Source organism: Paenibacillus campinasensis (genome assembly GCF_002272015.1).
GTDB lineage: Bacteria > Bacillota > Bacilli > Paenibacillales > Paenibacillaceae > Paenibacillus_AQ > Paenibacillus_AQ campinasensis.
In genome coordinates, this window is the sequence record NZ_NPBY01000027.1 from 106688 (window position 1) to 125611 (window position 18924).

Genomic DNA, 18924 nt, shown 5'->3' on the forward strand with positions numbered 1-18924 from the left:
CGTTTTTAAAGATATTTTGCAGCAAAAACAGCATTGGGTTCGTGAGGCGATTGCGTTATAATCACATCATGCTTTCAGCAAAGAAAATAAGACAGCCGAATTTCGACCAGAAAATGGGGGAACCATGTAATTGGGGTGAATTTCCTAAGTCATTCATGATTCATCATGAATGAGGAGGAATAGGGCAACCTGTGAAAGCCCGAACCCGTCAGCTAACCTCGTAGGCTGCAGCACAGGAACCAGAACAGAAAGGGGCATTGGATTTCCAGTGTCTTTTTTTCTTTGACTTTTATCAACAGAAGGTGAACAAGTTGAACCCGAAATTATTTTGGCTCAAGTTGTCCCCGCCGCAAATCCTGACGCTTGGCTTCGCAGCGCTCATCGGGATCGGGACAATGCTGCTGATGTTGCCGGTGGCAACAACCAGCAGGGAGCCGCTTGGAGCGATTGACGCCTTGTTTACCGCGACATCGGCTGTATGTCTGACAGGTCTAGTCGTCGTTGATACGGCGACAACTTACAGCACCTTTGGCGAGCTTGTGATCATGCTGCTCATCCAGATTAGCGGATTAGGCTTTATGACGATGGCAACGCTGTTCGCGCTGATGTTCAAGCGGCGCATCTCGTTCAAGGACCGGCTGGTGCTGCAGGAGGCCATGAACCAGACATCAGTGGAAGGGATTGTACGGCTGATCAGGAGGGTAATTATTTATACATTTGTTATTGAAGCCGTATGTGCCACGTTGTTCTCGATACGCTGGGCGTTTGACATGCCGGCCGGGCAGGCCGTTTATTTCGGGATTTTTCATGCCATATCGCTGTTTAATAACGCGGGCTTTGATCTGTTTGGACAATTTCACAGCTTTACGGGGTACGTGAGTGACCCGCTGATCAACATCGTTTCCATATTTTTAATCGTTTCCGGGGGACTTGGATTTGTGGTATTGTCGGATCTGATTGATTTTCGCCAGAAACGGAAGCTGTCCCTGCATTCGAAGGTCGTTCTGTCCATGAGCGGAGCGCTCATATTGGTCGGAGCCGTTGTCATTATGGTGTTCGAGTTCACGAATCCGAGAACGCTCGGTGCCCTGGATGGCGGCGGCAAAACGCTGGCGGCCCTGCTCCAGTCGGTCACGCCCCGAACGGCCGGAGTGAACACGATTGACATTACGGGAATGAGGCAGGCGACACAATTTTTCATCGTCATTCTGATGTTTATCGGCGCCTCTCCGGGATCGACCGGGGGCGGGATCAAAACGACGACTTTTACGGTGATGATCGGGGCGGTGGTCGCCATGATGCGCGGACGTCAGGACATTGTGCTGTTCCACTACCGGCTGGCTCAGGAGCGGATTCTGAAGGCATTGACGATTGCTTTGCTCGCGGTGCTGCTTGTGCTGACCGTTGCGATGATTTTATCTACTACGGAGGATGGACATTTTCTGGAGATCTTGTTTGAGGCGACATCGGCCTTCGGCACCGTTGGGCTGTCGATGGGGCTGACACCTCATTTGACGGCCTTCGGCAAGGTGCTGATCTGTTTCACGATGTTTGCGGGACGGCTTGGACTGCTGACGCTCGTGTATGCGCTGGGTCCGAATAAAAACAAAGAATTGTACCGTTATCCGGAAGGCAAAATGATTATTGGGTAAGGAGCATGACGGGAAACATGAAACCAAAACAGTTTGTAGTGATCGGTCTAGGGCGGTTCGGATCGAGCCTCGCCATTGAACTGATGGAGCAGGGGTATGAAGTTCTGGGCATCGACCGGGACGAAGAGGTTGTGGAGGATATGAGCGAGCTGCTGACGCATACCGTCGTGGCGGATGCTACGGATGAGGGAGTGCTGAAGTCGCTTGGCGTCCGCAACTTCGACTGCGGCATTGTGGCGATCGGCGACGATATCCAGATGAGCATTCTTTCAGCTATATTGCTGAAGGAGCTTGGTGTGGGCACGGTCGTGGCCAAAGCGATATCGGTGCTGCACGGCAGAGCGCTGGAGAAGCTGGGCGTAGACCGGGTGATCTTCCCGGAAAGAGATATGGGCATTCGTGTGGCTCATCAGCTCGTTACCCCTAACCTTCTCGATTATATCGAGCTGTCCAAAGACTATCTGGTCGTTGAGCTGACGGTGACGGACTGCATGGATGGAAAAACATTAAGCGAGCTTAACACGCGGGTTCGTTATGGGGTTACCGTCGTGGCGGTCAACAAGCCTTCCGGCATCATTGTGGCGCCAACGGCGATGGATGTGCTGCATGCCGGTGACATTATGGTGGTTATCGGTTCGAATGAGAACGTGGAACGATTTGAGAATGAGGTTGTCAACTCGCAGGAAGGTTAATCCGCACTTATATAATAGGAAGAAGCGATCATGCGTACACGGAACATGCGGTGTATAGATGATCGCTTTGTTGTCATAAGGCTAGGCGGCTACTGTGGGTTGCAAGCCAGCCCCTATGCCTTCAGCTTGCGCAGCTCAGTGAACAGCACCTCGGTCTCGGCGATCCAGCGTCTGGCCGCACTGCTCAAATCCGAGGACTCGTCATAGACGAGCGAAGTGGTCCGCCGGGTCTCTATCAAAGCGGGGATATGGATGTCGAGCAGACCGTTATCGGACAGCAGCTGCGGGCGCAAATAGGATTTGGGCAGCAGCGCCGCCGCTTTGCAGGTTGGAATGAGGCGGACGATCGCCTCGAAGGAATCGATCTCCATCCGGATGTCGGGCATAATGCCCCAGCGATGAAACAGATCATCGGTCAGCTTGCGGTACCAGGTGCCGGTGGAGAAAATAATCATCGGCAGTCCTTGCAGATGCTCGATGCTGACCGCTTCAAGCTCCGCCAGCGGATGGCCGAGCGGGATGACCAGCTCAAGATGATCGTCAAAGAGCGGAATGCATTTTAGCCCCGGCTGATTGATGGAGGAGGCAACGATGCCGATATCCACGCGTCGTTCCCTTACATAAGATACGATTTCATGAGTCTTGCCAGTGACCAGCTTAATTTCCGCCGCCGGATGCTTCTCCATAAAAGCATTCACAAGCGGAGGCAGCGTCGTCTGCAGCGTGGTCAGACTGGCGCCAAGCGTAATGGAGATTTGCTCGCCTTCGCGGTAATGCGCCAGCGTCTGCATAAACTTCAACTGCTGCTGCCGCTGCTCCAGGGCGAAGGTATAAACGATCTGTCCGATCGAGGTCAGCTCCAGTCGCTTGCCCCGACGGTTGAACAGCTGCAGCCCAAGCTCGTCCTCCAGCTTGGCGATTTTGCGGGAGACCGCCGGCTGGGACAGGTTGAGCAGCTTGGAAGCTTTGTTGATGCTGGATTGCTCAACGACGACGGCAAAGACGTCCAGCTCTTCGAACATGGCTACATCCTCCTGTTATATGGTAGTGTATATTAGGTAGTGAATATGAAGATTTGCTGAAGAAACGCAAGTTTGCGGCTATGCGCCAAGCCTGTCCGGCTCGTAAGGTGAGATCACTTCCGCGAAGCTGCGGCCGATCTGCACAGGCAACCATACCGGACATTTTGCTTATGCGTATAAATTATAACGTTTAATAATTATATTGCAATTCCATTATAAGAAAAAAAGGAGTAACATGAAATGTGACACAGGTTGTTCACAGATTAGGGAAATAGAGAACAATTTGTCGTTGAAAAAACGCGAGTTTCAATGTATTGCGTAAGCAGTTCCAAATGAAATGAATTCGTTCGAAAGTATGAAATTGAAAACGCTGTACATCGGAAAGGGGAACGTCAACTGATGAAAGGGTATTATTCCAGAAAGCTGCATTCATTACTTGGTGTCATACCGCTTGGAGGATTCCTGATCAGCCATATGATATCCAACTATAAGGCTTTCGAGGGTGGAAAGGAAGGCTTTATGGGGGCGGTGCATTTCCTGAACAGCATGCCGCTCGTCTTCTTCCTGGAGCTGTTTCTGATCTGGCTGCCGCTGTTGTACCACGGCGTCTATGGACTGTATATCGCTTACCAGGCGAACAATAACGTAGGCAATTTCAATTATGAGCGCAACATTCGCTTCATGATTCAGCGGATCACCGGCGTCATTACGTTTGTATTCGTAATCTGGCATATGTACGATACGCGCTTCCAGATCATGATCGGCAAGATCACGCATGATGAGCTGGGAGCCGTTATGCACGGGATCGTCAGCAATCCAGTACTGTTCGCGCTGTATGTGGTCGGCGTGTTATCCGCTACGTTCCACTTTGCAAACGGTCTGTGGGCATTCCTGGTCAGCTGGGGCATCACCGTCGGTCCGCGTGCTCAACGCATATCGACGTACATCTGCATGGGCTTGTTCGTTGTAATGAGCGTCATGTTCATTCTGGCTATGACCGGATTCAGAGACGCCGAGTTCCAAGCGGCAAACGCCGTGATCGATATAGCTAAGACAGTCTTGAGTTAAAGGGAGTGAACCTATTATGGCATCTAATATTATTGTAGTGGGCGGCGGTCTTGCAGGCTTGATGGCAACCATCAAGGCGGCGGAAGCAGGAGCCCATGTTCATCTGTTCTCACTTGTACCCGTAAAACGTTCTCACTCCGTCTGCGCACAAGGCGGCATTAACGGAGCAGTAAATACCAAAGGGGAGGGCGACTCTCCTTGGGAGCACTTTGACGATACCGTGTACGGCGGGGACTTCCTGGCGAATCAGCCGCCGGTGAAAGCGATGTGTGAAGCGGCTCCGGGCATTATCCACCTGATGGACCGCATGGGCGTTATGTTTAACCGGACGCCTGAGGGGCTGCTTGACTTCCGTCGTTTCGGCGGTACGAAGCGTCACCGTACGGCCTTTGCCGGAGCAACGACAGGCCAGCAGCTGCTGTATGCACTCGATGAGCAGGTGCGCCGGTGGGAAACGGCCGGTCTCGTTACCAAATACGAGAACTGGGAATTCCTCCAGGCCATCATCGATGATGAGGGCGTGTGCCGGGGCATTACTGCCCAGGATCTGCGCACGATGGAGATTCGCGCGTTCAAGGCCGAGGCGGTCATTCTGGCCAGCGGCGGCCCGGGCATTATTTTTGGCAAAACGACCAACTCCGTTATTAATACAGGAACGGCAGCCAGCGCCGTATACCAGCAAGGGGTACACTACGCCAACGGCGAGTTCATCCAGATTCACCCTACTGCCATTCCGGGTGACGACAAGCTGCGTCTGATGTCTGAATCGGCACGCGGTGAGGGCGGACGGATCTGGACTTATAAAGACGGCAAGCCTTGGTATTTCCTTGAGGAGAAATATCCGGCTTACGGAAACCTTGTTCCACGCGATATCGCGACGCGAGAAATCTTCTCCGTCTGCGTCGATATGGGGCTTGGTATTAACGGCGAGAACATGGTATACCTCGACCTGTCCCACAAGGATCCGAAGGAGCTGGACGTCAAGCTCGGCGGCATCATCGAAATTTACGAGAAGTTCATGGGCGATGACCCGCGCAAAATTCCGATGAAAATCTTCCCGGCGGTTCATTACTCCATGGGCGGCATGTGGGTAGATTACAATCAGATGACGAACATTCCGGGGCTGTTTGCAGCCGGCGAGTGTGAGTACCAATATCATGGTGCGAACCGTCTGGGCGCGAACTCGCTTGTATCCGCCATCTATGGCGGCATGGTCGCTGGACCGAAAGCGATTGAATATGTGAAGGGATTGAAGAAATCCTCCGAGGACATTTCCTCCTCCGTATTCGATCGGTTCGCGAAAGAGCAAACCACCAAGTATGAGGATCTGCTCAAGATGGAAGGCACCGAAAATGCCTATGTGATTCACAAGGAGCTCGGCGAGTGGATGACCAACAACATGACCGTTGTTCGCTACAATGACAAGCTCCAGGCTACGATTGACAAAATTAAAGAGCTGAAGCAGCGCTACCGCAACATCAACATGACCGATACATCCCGCTGGAACAACCAGGGTGTGGCGTTTACGAGACAGCTGTGGAACATGCTGGAGCTCGCTGAGGCCATGACGCTGGGCGCACTGCTCCGCGATGAAAGCCGCGGCGCTCATTATAAACCAGAGTTCCCGAACCGGGATGACGAGAATTTCCTGAAAACAACGAAGGCGAAATGGACGCCGGACGGACCGGAAATCTCATATGAAGAAGTGGATGTTTCCCTAATCCCGCCGCGTGTTCGCGACTATTCGAAAGATAAGTAAAGGGGGATTTAACATGGCTCAAACAGCAACCGCGTCTAAGAGCGTGAAGTTTATTATAACCCGCCAGGACAGCCCGGAATCCAAATCGTACACCGAGGAGTTTGAGGTTCCCTACCGTCCGGGTATGAACGTAATCAGCGCGCTGATGGAAATTCAGCGCAATCCGAAAAATGCGCAAGGCCAGACAACGGCTCCGGTATGCTGGGACTCCAACTGTCTGGAGGAAGTATGCGGCGCATGCTCGATGGTCATCAACGGCAAGCCTCGTCAAGCGTGCGCTGCCTTGATTGACAAGCTGGAGCAGCCGATTCGCATTCAGCCGATGAAGACGTTCCCGGTTGTGCGCGACCTGATCATCGACCGCAGCCGCATGTTCACGGCGTTGAAGCGCGTAAAAGCATGGATTCCGATCGACGGCACCTATGACCTTGGTCCGGGGCCGAGGATGGCTGAGAGCAAGCGTCAGTGGGCCTACGAGCTGTCCAAGTGCATGACCTGCGGGGTGTGCCTGGAGGCTTGCCCGAACGTTAACGAAAAGACGGATTTCATCGGTCCGGCAGCAATCTCCCAGGTGCGTTTGTTCAACGCGCACCCAACAGGCGAGATGAACAAGGAAGAGCGTCTGGAGGCGTTGATGCAGGATGGCGGCATCGAGGGCTGCGGCAACTCGCAGAACTGTGTGCGTGCCTGCCCGAAAGGCATTCCGCTGACCACCTCCATCGCCGAGATGAACAAGGAAACAACCAAGCACATGTTCAAACGCTGGCTCAGCGTATAACGAGGCTGCCAGCCCGCGAACCGAACCTATAATCGCTGCTATAGTAGCGTATTCTTCAAGCACCCGACCGGGCTTCTGACTGGTCGGGTGCTTGTCGCATGATGAGGGAGGAGGAATCGGATTGATTATCGAGAGACCCATTACTATGAACGATATGGTGCGTGATCTGAAGGTGCTCGGGGTGACGGAGGGAATGACGCTATTGGTGCATTCTTCTCTGAAAAGCATAGGGGGGTGGATTCCGGGCGGCCCCGAGGCGGTCATTCTGGCGCTGGAGGAGGCGATCGGCCGGGAGGGTACATTGGTCATGCCGACTCAATCGTCCAACTTGACGGACCCGGCAACGTGGAGAAACCCGCCGGCTGCCGAGGCGTGGTGGCAGCTCATCCGGGATGAAATGCCGCCATATGATCCCGATTTAACGGTGACAACTGGCATGGGCGTCATTGCGGAGACGTTTCGTAAACAGGCTGGCGTTGTTCGCAGCAGCCATCCGCAACTATCCTTTGCCGCGCGCGGCCCTCTGGCTAAGCAGCTCATGTGTCCACATGAGCTGGATTTCGGGCTGGGGGATCCGTCCCCGCTTGCCCGGTTATATGAAACAGGTGCTTACGTGCTTCATCTCGGAACGGGGCATGCCACGAATACATCGTTCCACCTGGCTGAATACAGAGCCGACTGGGAGGGCAAGAAGGTCATTACCTCCTGCGCTCCGATCCGAAGAGCAGGGGAAAGGACGGAATGGGTCACATTTGAAGATATCAACTTTTATTCCGATGATTTTGAGCAGCTGGGTATGGCTTTCGAGGCCGCATATCCGGATGCCTGGTCCCGGGGTCAGATTGGAAACGCCCCAAGTTTGCTGGCTGCGCAGCCGAAGATGGTTGATTATGCCGTGAATTGGTTGAAGGCGCATCGGAAGGCCGAGCGGCCTACACCGTAGCTGGGAGTACCCCCGCATGTCTCTCTGTTCGCAAGCTGCATGTCCGGGAGCCGGGGCATTCCCGCCGCCGATGCTGGTGCATCAAGCCTTCGTATCACCGTGCTATCATCCGTCCGGTGGGAGGATTTGATTGGTTAGCGTGGCTCCCGATATCGAATCTAGGAATATCTCCCGGTTACATCATCCCCCGTCAACGGGTAATAACCCCGTAAGGAGTGGGCCCGGGATGGCCCGCTTGAGGAGGGAATCAATGTGACTTGGTGGATGTGGTGCCTTAATATCGCCGGGCTGGCAGTGCTGGTATATCTTTTTTACAAAGCGGATAAAGCGTGGTCCAGCAGACCTCTACTGCTTGCACCGCTGCTGATTTATGTGCTCATATCGGTGGAGGATTTGCTGGAATGGATTGATCTGACAGCTGTATTTCACGGGCCAGGAGGACTTCGGGCAACGATTGTATTGTTCTCGCTCGGCTCGGTGGTGTTCTATGTCCTGTACATATTCAAGAAGATTTCCGAATCTGCCCACCAGGAGGTCCGGCTCAGAACGGTCGTGGAGCGGATCAGCATGGCAGCGGTGATGTGCGTTTTGTTTTTTGCCGTCGTCTATACGTCGATCTATAAATTGTTTGGCAACAGCTCGTTCTCAGGCTCACCGATCGGTGATGACCTGCTGAGCCAGGGGGTTGCCTTTCTGTATTTCAGTGTGGCCACATTTGTGATGGTGGGCTACGGCGACATTGTAGCGGTGGATAATACGGCGCGGCTCGTAGTCATCATGCAGATGGCTTTCAGTTTTGTTACAGTAGGCTATGCCTTGTCCATGCTGGGTACGCTGCGGCTGATGATGAGTCCCGGCTCCGATGAAGAGCTGGAAACTCGCGGAGAGGACCAGGTGAACAAGCGAGCGGAAGAGGAATCCGAGTCAGGCAACGAGAAGAAATCTTCATCTGAAGAACACAGCTAGGTAAAAAAAAAAAGAGGACCCGAGCTTCCGGGTCCCAACACCATATATATATTCTCAAAAGGGGGTCATGTGATAAGTGTAACCTGCCGCTGTTAGAGTTTCATAACAGATATATTTCATTTTTGTAACAAAATCCTCCCTGCAAAAACAATCAGAGAGGGACCGCCACTTTTTGCTTCTGTTCAAAGTATACCCACTCGGTATAACCGATCTCCTTCAGCACTCGGGACACTTCCTCAAACTCGTCACCCACACGTGACGGCTTATGAGCATCCGAGCCAAAGGTAACCTGGACGCCATGGAAATGCGCTACTTCCAGTATGGCGTTGGACGGGTACCAGCCTCCGCAAAGCTTCGTTTTGCCTGAAGTGTTAATCTCGATGGCCAGCCCACACTCGGCAATGACCTTCAAGGTCTCCTCAATTGCTTCATCGGCGATAATCTCCGAAAAGGCAGGATAATTTCCCTTCATGGCGTCCATATGTCCGATAATCTGGAACATTCCGCTTCTGGCAGACTGCCGGATTAAATCGAAGTAGGCTTCCTTATCGGCTACCTTCTGTGCCGGGGACAGTTTGTTCCAGCGGTTCTTGTTGAAGATGCTGACACCGTTCACCTGATGGACCGAGCCGATTATATAATCGAACGGATAGGCGGCCAGCGCTTTCCGGTACACCTCGGCGACTTCGGGGAAGAAATCGGACTCGATGCCGAGCAGCACCTTGATCTTTCCTTCATATTCTTTTTTCAGGCGGAGAACTTCGTCCACATAACCTGCGATCTCCGACTTGGCCATGGCGATCCCCGGGAAAGGCTGTTCCTCCGGGATGCCAAAGTATGGCGTGTGATCGGAGATGCCGATCACCTGCAGGCCCGCATCAATGCCGGCTTCGATGTAGTCCCGGATCGTGCCGTCGGCATGCCCGCAGCGGAAATGGTGAGTGTGCATATCGAATTTCATGTGTTCCTCCTTAAATCGTATGGTTTTCTCTTTCTTTGATCTATCGGATGCGCCGGACAACCCCCGAGGGGCTGGTCTAAAGCTCATTCACTGCTGATAAACTGGGTTTCCGGCATTCCCTTCAGGTCACTGATAAATTGTCTCATGGCGGAGCTGACATAGCGGCTGTTCTTGTATATCACGCCCACCGGATGGCTGACCTCCAGCTCCGGAAGCGGGACGATCTGCAGCGTGCCATTGCGCAGTTCGGGGGCGACCGATTGCTTGGAGATAATGGCCGCGCCCAGATTGATCTCGACCATTCGTTTGATCTCCTCGCTGCTCGACAGCTCCATCACCACTTGCGGCTCGATGCCGTGCGCCCGCATGACGTCATCGGCGAATCTTCGGCCGACCGTATCCCGGGTGAGCAGGATGAGCGGAATGCCGCCCAGTGAGTTGATGTTTACCTTCGGCATGCTGGCCAGCGGATGCTGCGGAGACACCACGAGTTCAAAGGTGTCGTAGTACAGTATGGATGTGCTCAGGTTAGGGTTTCGTTCAATGAGATAGCCGATGCCGATATCGATCAGGCCGTTCTCTACACTGTGATAAATTTGCGAAGAAGCCATGGACTGGATAGTGGTTTTGATATGTGGGAACTGATCTTGAAAATAGGATAGAACCCGAGGCAAAATTTGAATCGCAATCGAAGTGGTTGTTCCTAATTGAATATGTCCCTGCGGCGTCTGGTCGAGGTCTGACAGCCGCTGCTTCAGCTCATCCACGATGCTCAGAATTTGTTCGGCATGTTCCACAAACACCTGGCCCCGATCTGTGAGGGTGACCGGCTGGCTGCGGTCGACGAGCACGGTCTTGAACTCATCCTCCAGACTTTTGATCTGTGCGGATACGGCCGGCTGCGTCAGATTAAGGAGCTCCCCCGCTTTGCGAAAGCTCATCGTTTTGGAGATGGTGATAAGCGTTTCCAACTGGCTGATATTCATAGCCTTCCTCCTGACATGATTTCGTTCTTCCGCGCTATGGTTGTGTGCCTCTTATTGTTTAAATTATAGGTTATTCTTCCGAAGGGGGCAATCAATCGCCTGAAACCGAGGATTTTGCAGCAAAATGAGCAAAAACATCACGATTTCCAAATAATTATTATTAAAAGATTGCGAATGCATCCGATAATAGTAAAGTAGACATGGAAATGAATAAGACTAAAGGCCTGAATTATTCGACCATATGAAATGAAGGACCTTATAAATCTTACCTATCATGATGTCTGGATAATAAGCAAGCATACAAGTTATTTTACGATGATTCAGTGCGGGGTATCCATAAGTGGGGATGAACTTCTCAGGCTTTAAGGAACCCTTGCCCAATAACCCGGCGAAAGGGGCGCGATTAGACAATGAAGGCGGAGGTTATTAATCCTTTCTTAGAGTCCGCAAGAAACGTGATTCAACAAGTGGTACAGGTTTCACCTTCTACAGGCAATCTGGGCGTCAAGGAGATCGGCTATCTGGAGAATCATATCTGGATTCTGATCGGCATGACCGGACAGATGAACGGTGAAATTGTATTCGGTATCCAAGAGGAGGTTGCCCTGCGGCTGGTGTCCGTCATGATGGGAGGCTACGTGCTCACTGAAATGAATGAAATGGGGCAGAGCGCCATCTCCGAGCTGGGCAATATGATCAGCGGCAATGCAAGCACGATTTTGGCCGGACAAGGTGTCAGTGTTGATATTACGCCGCCGAAGGTCGTGAAGGCCGACAGTGCATCGGATCTCATTCAGAAAAAAGCGCTGAGCATTCCACTCCACATGGATGGCATCGGAGAACTGGATATTCAAGTCATGATTTCATAAAATAGATACATACGATCTATTTATCCGTTCAGCGGCCCTTGATCTGGTGGTACCTGGTACAAGAAGGAATCAGATCGAACACCGATGAAGGGGAACCATGGAGGGAGTCCGAATCATGTTACAACACAAAATCGTTGCCGTTACGGGCGCTTCAAGCGGAATCGGAGCGTTGATTGCGGAACGGTTGTCGGCGGAAGGCGCGTATGTGATCCTTATCGGACGCTCGGAGGAGCGGCTGCAGGAGGTAAGCAAGCGCATGCCCGGGCCGCATGAGATTGCGATGATGGATGTCCGGGATGATGAACAGGTCCAGGCGATATTTAAGGCGGCTCTAGCCAAGCACGGCAAAATCGACGTACTGATTAACAATGCCGGCTACGGCAAGTTCAGCCCTTTTTTGGATATGTCGTTAACCGAGTTCGAAGATATGATGAATGTCAATTATCTAGGGGTTGTACGCTGCACGCAGGCCGTTCTTCCAAGCATGCTGGAGCAGGGAGACGGGCAAATCGTCAACGTCGCTTCAATGGCCGGTAAAATCGGAACCGCCAAGTCCACGGCGTATTCCGCGACCAAGCATGCCCTGCTGGGCTTCAGCAATTCGCTGAGGCAGGAGCTCCACCGCACCGGAATTACGATTTCGACGGTAAATCCGGGCCCGATAGACACCCCGTTTCTGGAGATTGCCGATCCGTCAGGCGGATACATGAAAAATCTGGGTGCGCTGATGCTGAAGCCGGATGATGTGGCGCGGCGGGTGGTGACCCTTGTGCTTAAACGCAAGGAGGAGCTGAACCTGCCGCGTCTGGCCGCATTTGGCATCAAGCTCTATCAGCTGTGCCCCCGGTTTCTGGATCGGGCATTGCACAGATGGATGAACAAAAAGTAACAGCGGAGGCGTGTGACATCAGCCGATTCCTCGGCGAAGGAATCACCTGTACGAGACGCGCCAAATGTACCGAGACGTGAACAGGTTCTGTCGTTCGGTCCGTTTGGCGCGGGCAGCCTCAGCTTCCACAAACCGATAGATGTATAAGATGAATACATCCTTCATACCTCTCTCCACACACTGTAACATTCCCAATTTTAATCCCCTGAATATCGTAAGGTTATGTAACCCGGTCATCGTTCTCCAGGTTGTATTTGGTGAGGGCTCCTGTTTTCGCATATAATGGGAAGAGTGAACCATACACGAATAACAAAGGATGGACGAAATCTATGAACGCAACCAATTTCCATACATTAGGAATCGCACAGGACTTCACCGAAAGGTTGGCTGAATTTGGCATCGAGTCTCCGTCACCAGTTCAGAGCGAAGCCATCCCCCACATCCTTGAGGGCAGGGATGTGCTGGCCACTTCCCAGACCGGAACGGGAAAAACGCTGGCTTATTTGCTGCCTGTTCTCCAAACGATTGATCCGGAGGTGAAAGGGACGCAGAAGGTCATTCTGGCACCGACCCAGGAGCTGGCGCTGCAGATCGTTCGCGAGGCGGAGCGATACGGAGAGCCTCGCGGCATCGGCGTTCTCGGACTGATCGGGGGGGCTGCGGTTAAGCGCCAGATCGAGAAGCTGAAGCAGCATCCGGAGCTGGTGATCGGAACGCCAGGCCGCATCCGGGAACTGATCGAGGTCCGCAAGCTGAAAATGCATTTGGTCAAAACGATTGTCATTGACGAAGTGGATCAGGTGTTCCAGCTTGGCGCGGGCGGTGATGTTGACCGGATACTGAAAAGCGCCCTGCGCGACCGGCAGCTTGTCTTTCTATCGGCCACCGTCAGCCAGCAGACGGCGGATCTCGTCAAGCAGGAGATGGATCGCCCGGTTGAGGTGGGCATTGATCCTGACATGAAAACGCCGTCCTCACTGGAGCACTATTATTTTGTGTCCGAGGAGCGTGACAAGCTGGACATGCTCCGCCGAGTCGTTCGCCACTATAACCCGGAGCGGGCTATCGTATTTGTGAACAATACGGACGATCTTGGCGAGGTGGAGGCGAAGCTGAATTATCTCGGCCTGAATGCTGCCGCAATCTACGGCGATGCGGACAAGCTGACACGCAGCCGGGTGCTGAATGCCTTCCGCGAAGGCCGGACGCGCCTGCTTGTGGCCAGTGACGTAGCCGCAAGGGGACTTGATATCGAGGGGCTGGGCATGGTGATCAACTTCGACCCGCCGCTGGATGCGGAACATTACACGCACCGGGCCGGACGGACAGGACGGATGGGACGAAGCGGGATGGTCATCTCACTGATTACAGATCGCCAGACCTTTATTATGCGCAAGTTCAATCGGGAGCTTGGAATTACGATTGAGGAGCGGGCTTTCTACGCCGGGAAGGTAAGAGCGCCCAGAACTGCATCAGGTTCACCGCAGCGTTCAGGAGGCAGCGGCTCGGGTTCAGGGAAAGCCCGCCAGGCTCGCAAGCCGGCAGCGGTCAGCGGCAAGGGCCGGGCGAGCACCGGCAAGGCGACCGCAGAGCGGCAAAGTGAACGGGAGCGCACGAGAAAGAATAAGGGTGCGCCGCGGTGGTTAAAGGACAAGTCGCGCGAATAGGCGGCATTTCATTCGATGTTTCCAGGTCTATAAGCCCGGCACGGCCCGGGCATACCGCAGGAATGAAGACAAGAGGTGAAGATAATGAGTGAACAACCGGTACTTTCTGTTCAGGACTTGAGCGGCGGTTACAGCATTAACCGGCCGGTGCTGCACGATATCTCCTTTCAGGTTCAGCCTGGCGAGCTGGTCGGTCTGATCGGTCTGAACGGGGCAGGGAAGAGTACGACTATGAAGCATATTCTGGGGCTGATGCATCCCCAGAAAGGGGAAATCAAGGTGCAGGGCAAACGCCGGGAGGAGGATACAGAGCTGTATCACAGCTCCCTGGCGTTTGTGCCCGAGTCGCCGCTGCTCTATGACGAGATGACCGTCCGCGAGCATGTGGAGTTTGCCGCCCGCTCCTACGGCGTGTCCCGAGAAGATTATGAGGCGAGAGCTGCTCATCTGTCCCGTCTGTTCCGGATGGAGGAGAAGATGGACAGCCTGTCCATCCATCTGTCCAAGGGGATGCGGCAAAAGGTGATGATCATGTGTGCTTTTGTAGCCAGACCGGGGCTGTATATCATTGACGAGCCGTTCTTGGGGCTCGACCCGCTCGGCATTCGCTCCCTGCTGGATTTCATGCTGGAGGTCAAGGCAGCCGGTTCTTCGGTGCTGCTCAGCTCTCATATTCTGTCGACGATCGAGAATTACTGCGACCGCTTTATTGTGATGAATCGCGGCAGGGTGGTAGCTCAAGGGACGCTGCAGCAGATTGGAGAACAGGCCGGGCAACCGGGCAAATCGCTGGAGGAGCTGTTTAATATCCTGATCCAAGGCGGGAATCAGGCATGAATTTACGGGAGCTGTATCTCAAGAGGCGCAATCAATTTTGGGGAGAGGTTGTCCCTTATTTTGGCTATGTGATCCAGAGCGGCGTAGCGTTTGTGTTTCTGTTTTTATTAATTGTGTTTGCCGCCTGGTACACAAGCTTCATCATGAATCTGCCGCCGGATCTGCCGATTCGCTGGATCATGCTGGCCGTGCTCGCGCCGCTGGTCATCAACAGCAGTGTTCGCACTTATCTAAGGCCAGCGGATACCGTGTTTCTGCTTCCACAGGAAGCAAGGATGAGCCGCTACTTCGTCCAGGGCTGGATTCGCGGCGTCATTTACAAAATCATCGGCTTAATGATCGCCTTGATGATTTTGTGGCCGCTATATGTACGCAGCGATGCTGCTGCGAAACCGCTCTTGCTCACCATCGTGGTGCTGGCGGGGCTGAAGCTGCTGGCCAGCTATGGCAGCTGGAGAGAGCAGGAGATGGTGTCCAGGAGCATGGCGGCATGCTTCCGGTGCCTTCGCTGGGGCGTGGTCGCACTCGCGCTTGCCGCATGGCTGTGGCAGCCGGCAGGCCGCGGTCTCATATTCATCGCCCTGATTGGACTGACCTACGCTGCAGCAGCGGCTTATCCGGTCAGACATCTAGTTCCCTGGGAGCGGCTCATCGCTGTCGAGCGCCGTCAGGCAAGCCGCGTAATGCAGATCCTGAGCTGGTTCGTCAATGTGCCGCAGCTTGAACAGCGGGTTCATGCACGGAAATGGTTATCAAGCTGGGGCAAAGGAGTTCCGTGGAGGAAAGACGCAGCCTACCGCTACTTGCTGATCAAAAGTCTGGCTCGAAGTGATATGCTCGGCATTCTGATGCGGGTGGGTGTACTTGGGACGTTCCTTGTATGGATCAGCCGAGACAGTCTGGTCGGCACGGTCGTATATTTAGCCAGTCTGATGATCGTGGGGCTGCAGCTTTCCTCGCTCCGGAAAATGCATCGGGAATCGTTCTGGCTTCATGTATATCCGCTTCCGGAAGGAACCCGGCGCCTGAATGAAGCATATCTGCTGTTTCGGGTTCAACTGCTGTGGGCGCTCGTGATGTGGCTCCCTATGCTCGCTTCCGTTGCGGCGGCCCCGGGTCTGACACTCGGTACGGCCGTGGCCGGGTTCGCGCTCGTGTGGATGTTTCGTCATGCTGCGCTGCGAAGGGACCGCCGGGAAGACGAAGATGAAGATTGATCGTTACATTATGGTATCGACAGGCCGGGACGTTAGCGTTCCGGCCTTACCTTTGCAGGCAGCCGTCTGCATCCGCTGTGCGTCAGTCGCGTGACCGTGATGCCATCGCGATGCATCTGCCGGCAAAGGCCGGATGGGCAGATTCAATTACACCCAGAAAGAACGAGTGATGATAACGAGCAGGATAAACAGAACCAGAATGGCTCCTACGCCATGACCGTATCCGAAGCCGCCACCGTATCCACCGCAACCTCTTACTTCTTCAACTGCACCCATTGTTCATTCCCCTTTCACTTGTTGGTTGGTACACGGTATTGTATGTATGCAATGGTTTTTAGGTATGGGCGAGCGTTGATTTTTGACGGAAGAAATTAGGTGAAATGCCTGAGCCTGTCCCAGATATACAAGAAAGCCGCTCTCTACAAGGCTTGTAGAGAGCGGCTTCTCCTATCGATCATCACCGCGTGTGTCCGGTCACTGCGTAATTACGCCTGCTGCAGATCCTGAACACCCTGGTGAATCAAATCAAACAGATCCTCCAAATATGGCTCCTCAATGCAAGAGAATGCGATCCGCAGATCATGTTCGCCCAAAGCAATGGTGCCGATCCCGTACTCGTGAATTAGATGGGAGCGGAGCGCTTCAGCCTGGACCGTCTTGAGCTTCAGACACATGAAGTATCCGGAGTTGAACGGGTAGTAGTCCCATGCTTCGCTATATTTGCCGCTGTCCAGAATGTCCTTCACTTTATTGGCGCGGCCTTTCATAATCTGAAGCTTCTCTTCCTTCTGCTCCTTGAATCCCGGTGCCTTCAAAGCATCCAGTACAAAGGTCTGCGAAGGGTGGGGACCGCTGGAGATGGTTGCGCGGATGATGCCGAGCGTCTTCTGCTCCAGGGCATCCAGCACGTCCTTGTTCTCCGAAGCATAGGTAATGAAGCCGACACGGAATCCCCAGACGAATTCCTCCTTCGTGGCTCCATCCACCTTCACCGCCAGCACGCGCGGATGCAGATCGGCCAGGCGGCCAAACAGCGATTCCTTGAGCGAATCTTCAAAGAACAGGCCGAAATACGCATCATCCGTAACCACAACGACATTGATTCCCGCTTCGGCCGCATCCTTGATCGCTGCGACGATGGCGTCTCCCTCGGCTGCCCCAGGTGTGTAGCCTGTCGGGTTGTTCGGGAAGTTGAGGATAACCACGGCTTTCCCCCTATCCTTCTGGGCCAGAAGGGCGTCGCGCAAACCTGCGGCATTAAAGGTCATCTCCGATGTGAAAAGAGGGAAATTCACGTTCACCCCATGGCGGCGGACGCCGAATGTCAGGTCATAGTTTTCCCAGTTCTTGTCGGGATAGATGACGGCATCGCCTTCATCTACGAACAGGTCAGCGACGATGCTGAGACCATGGGTCAGTGCATTGGTTGCAATCGGATTGCCGAAGCTCTTCCCTTGCAGTGAAGGGTTCTCTTCCAGCATCTTGTCCCGCCATAGAGAGCGCAGCTCCGGCTTGCCGGCTGGAGGGGCGTACGGGTACAGGTCCTTCGGCGCGAAAGCCGACAGCTTCTCCTGAATGACCCCCAGATGCATAGGAATGCCGCCTTCGGTTGCGATTCCAATCGTTGCATTATATTTTTTCGCATGGGCTGCTGCCTCAGCGGATTGGCTCAGAATGCCTTCCTTCGGGAAATAGAGCTCCTTGCCGAGTGTGGAGAGCATGTCAAATACATGCGGGTTACCGGCTTGCAGCTTCTCATTCAATTGTCCGGCCAATGGGTTCATGAATTGGCTCCTTCCTTCCGCAATTCTATTGGATATTATGACGACATTGGATGTAATGTCTCCGATTCATTGCCTAACATTATACCACCTTGCACATCAACCGTCACGATCAATTCGCGTCGCTTTAATGCGATCCCGTGAAATATTTTCGCATTAGTTTTGCGGTTTCGCGATCCTGCTCCTGATCCCGGCTTTCGAGCGCCTGCGCGATGCTCTCCAGACGCTCCGGTGTCAGATTTTGCCCGAATTTGAATTTTGCGCTCAGCCGATGGGGCACCAGCTTGATGACGGCGACCCCTTTCAGCCTTTTGGCATACTTCGGGTCCTGTGCATCAATCGTGGCATAGCCGCCTTCCGGCTGAAGCTTACGCATCAGCGCTTCCATTGCCAGCGCTTTTTCTTCGAGGTCATCTACGAGCACCGCTTCCCCGACAGCGGTTACGCTTTTGAAATATGCGGTTGCGGGACAGGCCAGGACCGGATCGGAATAATAGGACGGAATCAGAGAATATTCATCCGCCACAGTAAAGCAGACCGCGGAGGTGCGCCGAAGATGCTCCATCTTCTCGCCCATGCGGCTGCCATGAAAATAAAAGGCCTGGTTCGCATACACAAAGTTCAGCGGGGTCACCCGTGGAATGCCGTCTTCACCTACCGTGCCGAGAAAGCCGAAGCTCGCCTGATGCATAAAGGCTTCAATCTCCGCCGGGTCGTCCATCATAAATTCATCTCTTCTCATTCGTATCACCTCATATATGATTTCATCCCATGTGAACAGCATACGCTTGAGATTGACACATCAAAAGCGCCAATTTACAGTGATTTATATAGGCC

General features: G+C 53.5%; 18 protein-coding genes and 1 riboswitch. Of the genes, 12 read left to right on the plus strand and 6 right to left on the minus strand.

Annotated features, from left to right (window positions below; all coding sequences use genetic code 11):
* Positions 1 to 83: 83 nt before the first annotated feature.
* Positions 84 to 242, plus strand: a riboswitch (cyclic di-AMP (ydaO/yuaA leader).
* A gap of 69 nt (positions 243 to 311) precedes the next feature.
* Both CHH67_RS08210 and CHH67_RS08215 read left to right on the plus strand, forming a co-directional pair.
* Positions 312 to 1652 (plus strand): TrkH family potassium uptake protein, encoded by a 1341-nt coding sequence (locus CHH67_RS08210; RefSeq protein ID WP_095264681.1) that lies wholly within the window; start codon positions 312 to 314, stop codon positions 1650 to 1652.
* A gap of 17 nt (positions 1653 to 1669) precedes the next feature.
* Positions 1670 to 2344, plus strand: a complete 675-nt coding sequence (locus CHH67_RS08215; RefSeq protein ID WP_095264682.1) for a potassium channel family protein — start codon at positions 1670 to 1672, stop codon at positions 2342 to 2344.
* Positions 2345 to 2457: 113 nt separating this feature from the next.
* Here the strand turns inward: CHH67_RS08215 and CHH67_RS08220 are convergent, their stop codons facing one another.
* Complete coding sequence (locus CHH67_RS08220; protein ID WP_095264683.1) at positions 2458 to 3366, minus strand: LysR family transcriptional regulator; 909 nt, start codon at positions 3364 to 3366, stop codon at positions 2458 to 2460.
* A 399-nt stretch (positions 3367 to 3765) separates the two neighbouring features.
* Here CHH67_RS08220 and CHH67_RS08225 point away from each other — a divergent pair, with 399 nt between their 5' ends.
* The 5 genes from CHH67_RS08225 (at position 3766) to CHH67_RS08245 (ending at position 8880) form a co-directional block, all read left to right on the plus strand.
* Entirely contained in the window at positions 3766 to 4434 is a 669-nt protein-coding gene (locus CHH67_RS08225; RefSeq protein WP_095264684.1) for a succinate dehydrogenase cytochrome b558 subunit, read from the plus strand.
* 13 nt (positions 4435 to 4447) lie between these two features.
* Entirely contained in the window at positions 4448 to 6193 is a 1746-nt protein-coding gene (gene sdhA / locus CHH67_RS08230; protein ID WP_176475536.1) for a succinate dehydrogenase flavoprotein subunit, read from the plus strand.
* Positions 6194 to 6206: 13 nt separating this feature from the next.
* Positions 6207 to 6971: a succinate dehydrogenase iron-sulfur subunit gene (gene sdhB, locus CHH67_RS08235; protein WP_095264686.1), complete on the plus strand. Its 765-nt coding sequence runs from the start codon at positions 6207 to 6209 to the stop codon at positions 6969 to 6971.
* 121 nt (positions 6972 to 7092) lie between these two features.
* The gene (locus CHH67_RS08240; RefSeq protein ID WP_095264687.1) at positions 7093 to 7914 is read left to right on the plus strand and encodes an AAC(3) family N-acetyltransferase; all 822 of its coding nucleotides are present in this window, start codon (positions 7093 to 7095) and stop codon (positions 7912 to 7914) included.
* A gap of 252 nt (positions 7915 to 8166) precedes the next feature.
* Entirely contained in the window at positions 8167 to 8880 is a 714-nt protein-coding gene (locus CHH67_RS08245) for a potassium channel family protein (RefSeq protein WP_095264688.1), read from the plus strand.
* 151 nt (positions 8881 to 9031) lie between these two features.
* Here the strand turns inward: CHH67_RS08245 and CHH67_RS08250 are convergent, their stop codons facing one another.
* Positions 9032 to 9841, minus strand: a complete 810-nt coding sequence (locus CHH67_RS08250; protein WP_095264689.1) for a histidinol-phosphatase — start codon at positions 9839 to 9841, stop codon at positions 9032 to 9034.
* Between the two features lie 83 nt (positions 9842 to 9924).
* On the minus strand, positions 9925 to 10827 hold the full coding sequence (locus CHH67_RS08255) for a LysR family transcriptional regulator (protein ID WP_095264690.1): 903 nt from the start codon (positions 10825 to 10827) through the stop codon (positions 9925 to 9927).
* A gap of 410 nt (positions 10828 to 11237) precedes the next feature.
* Here CHH67_RS08255 and CHH67_RS08260 point away from each other — a divergent pair, with 410 nt between their 5' ends.
* The 5 genes from CHH67_RS08260 to CHH67_RS08285 all read left to right on the plus strand — a co-directional run bounded on the left by CHH67_RS08260 (position 11238) and on the right by CHH67_RS08285 (position 16306).
* Complete coding sequence (locus CHH67_RS08260) at positions 11238 to 11696, plus strand: chemotaxis protein CheX (RefSeq protein ID WP_095264691.1); 459 nt, start codon at positions 11238 to 11240, stop codon at positions 11694 to 11696.
* Positions 11697 to 11811: 115 nt separating this feature from the next.
* Positions 11812 to 12585 (plus strand): SDR family NAD(P)-dependent oxidoreductase, encoded by a 774-nt coding sequence (locus CHH67_RS08265; protein WP_095264692.1) that lies wholly within the window; start codon positions 11812 to 11814, stop codon positions 12583 to 12585.
* Between the two features lie 329 nt (positions 12586 to 12914).
* Positions 12915 to 14252: a DEAD/DEAH box helicase gene (locus tag CHH67_RS08275; protein WP_095264694.1), complete on the plus strand. Its 1338-nt coding sequence runs from the start codon at positions 12915 to 12917 to the stop codon at positions 14250 to 14252.
* 84 nt (positions 14253 to 14336) lie between these two features.
* Positions 14337 to 15089 (plus strand): ABC transporter ATP-binding protein, encoded by a 753-nt coding sequence (locus CHH67_RS08280; RefSeq protein WP_095264695.1) that lies wholly within the window; start codon positions 14337 to 14339, stop codon positions 15087 to 15089.
* Entirely contained in the window at positions 15086 to 16306 is a 1221-nt protein-coding gene (locus CHH67_RS08285) for an ABC transporter permease (protein WP_095264696.1), read from the plus strand. The genes CHH67_RS08280 and CHH67_RS08285 overlap by 4 nt, the downstream gene beginning before the upstream one ends.
* A 147-nt stretch (positions 16307 to 16453) precedes the next feature.
* On the opposite strand, the gene CHH67_RS08290 is transcribed toward CHH67_RS08285, so the two are convergent.
* From CHH67_RS08290 to CHH67_RS08300, 3 genes are all read right to left on the minus strand, one after another.
* Positions 16454 to 16582, minus strand: a complete 129-nt coding sequence (locus CHH67_RS08290; RefSeq protein WP_095264697.1) for a sporulation protein YjcZ — start codon at positions 16580 to 16582, stop codon at positions 16454 to 16456.
* Positions 16583 to 16791: 209 nt separating this feature from the next.
* A complete protein-coding gene (locus CHH67_RS08295) occupies positions 16792 to 18090 on the minus strand; it encodes an aminotransferase class I/II-fold pyridoxal phosphate-dependent enzyme (protein WP_095264698.1) in 1299 nt (432 codons plus the stop codon).
* Between the two features lie 124 nt (positions 18091 to 18214).
* On the minus strand, positions 18215 to 18829 hold the full coding sequence (locus CHH67_RS08300) for a pyridoxamine 5'-phosphate oxidase family protein (RefSeq protein ID WP_095264699.1): 615 nt from the start codon (positions 18827 to 18829) through the stop codon (positions 18215 to 18217).
* Positions 18830 to 18924 lie beyond the last annotated feature (95 nt).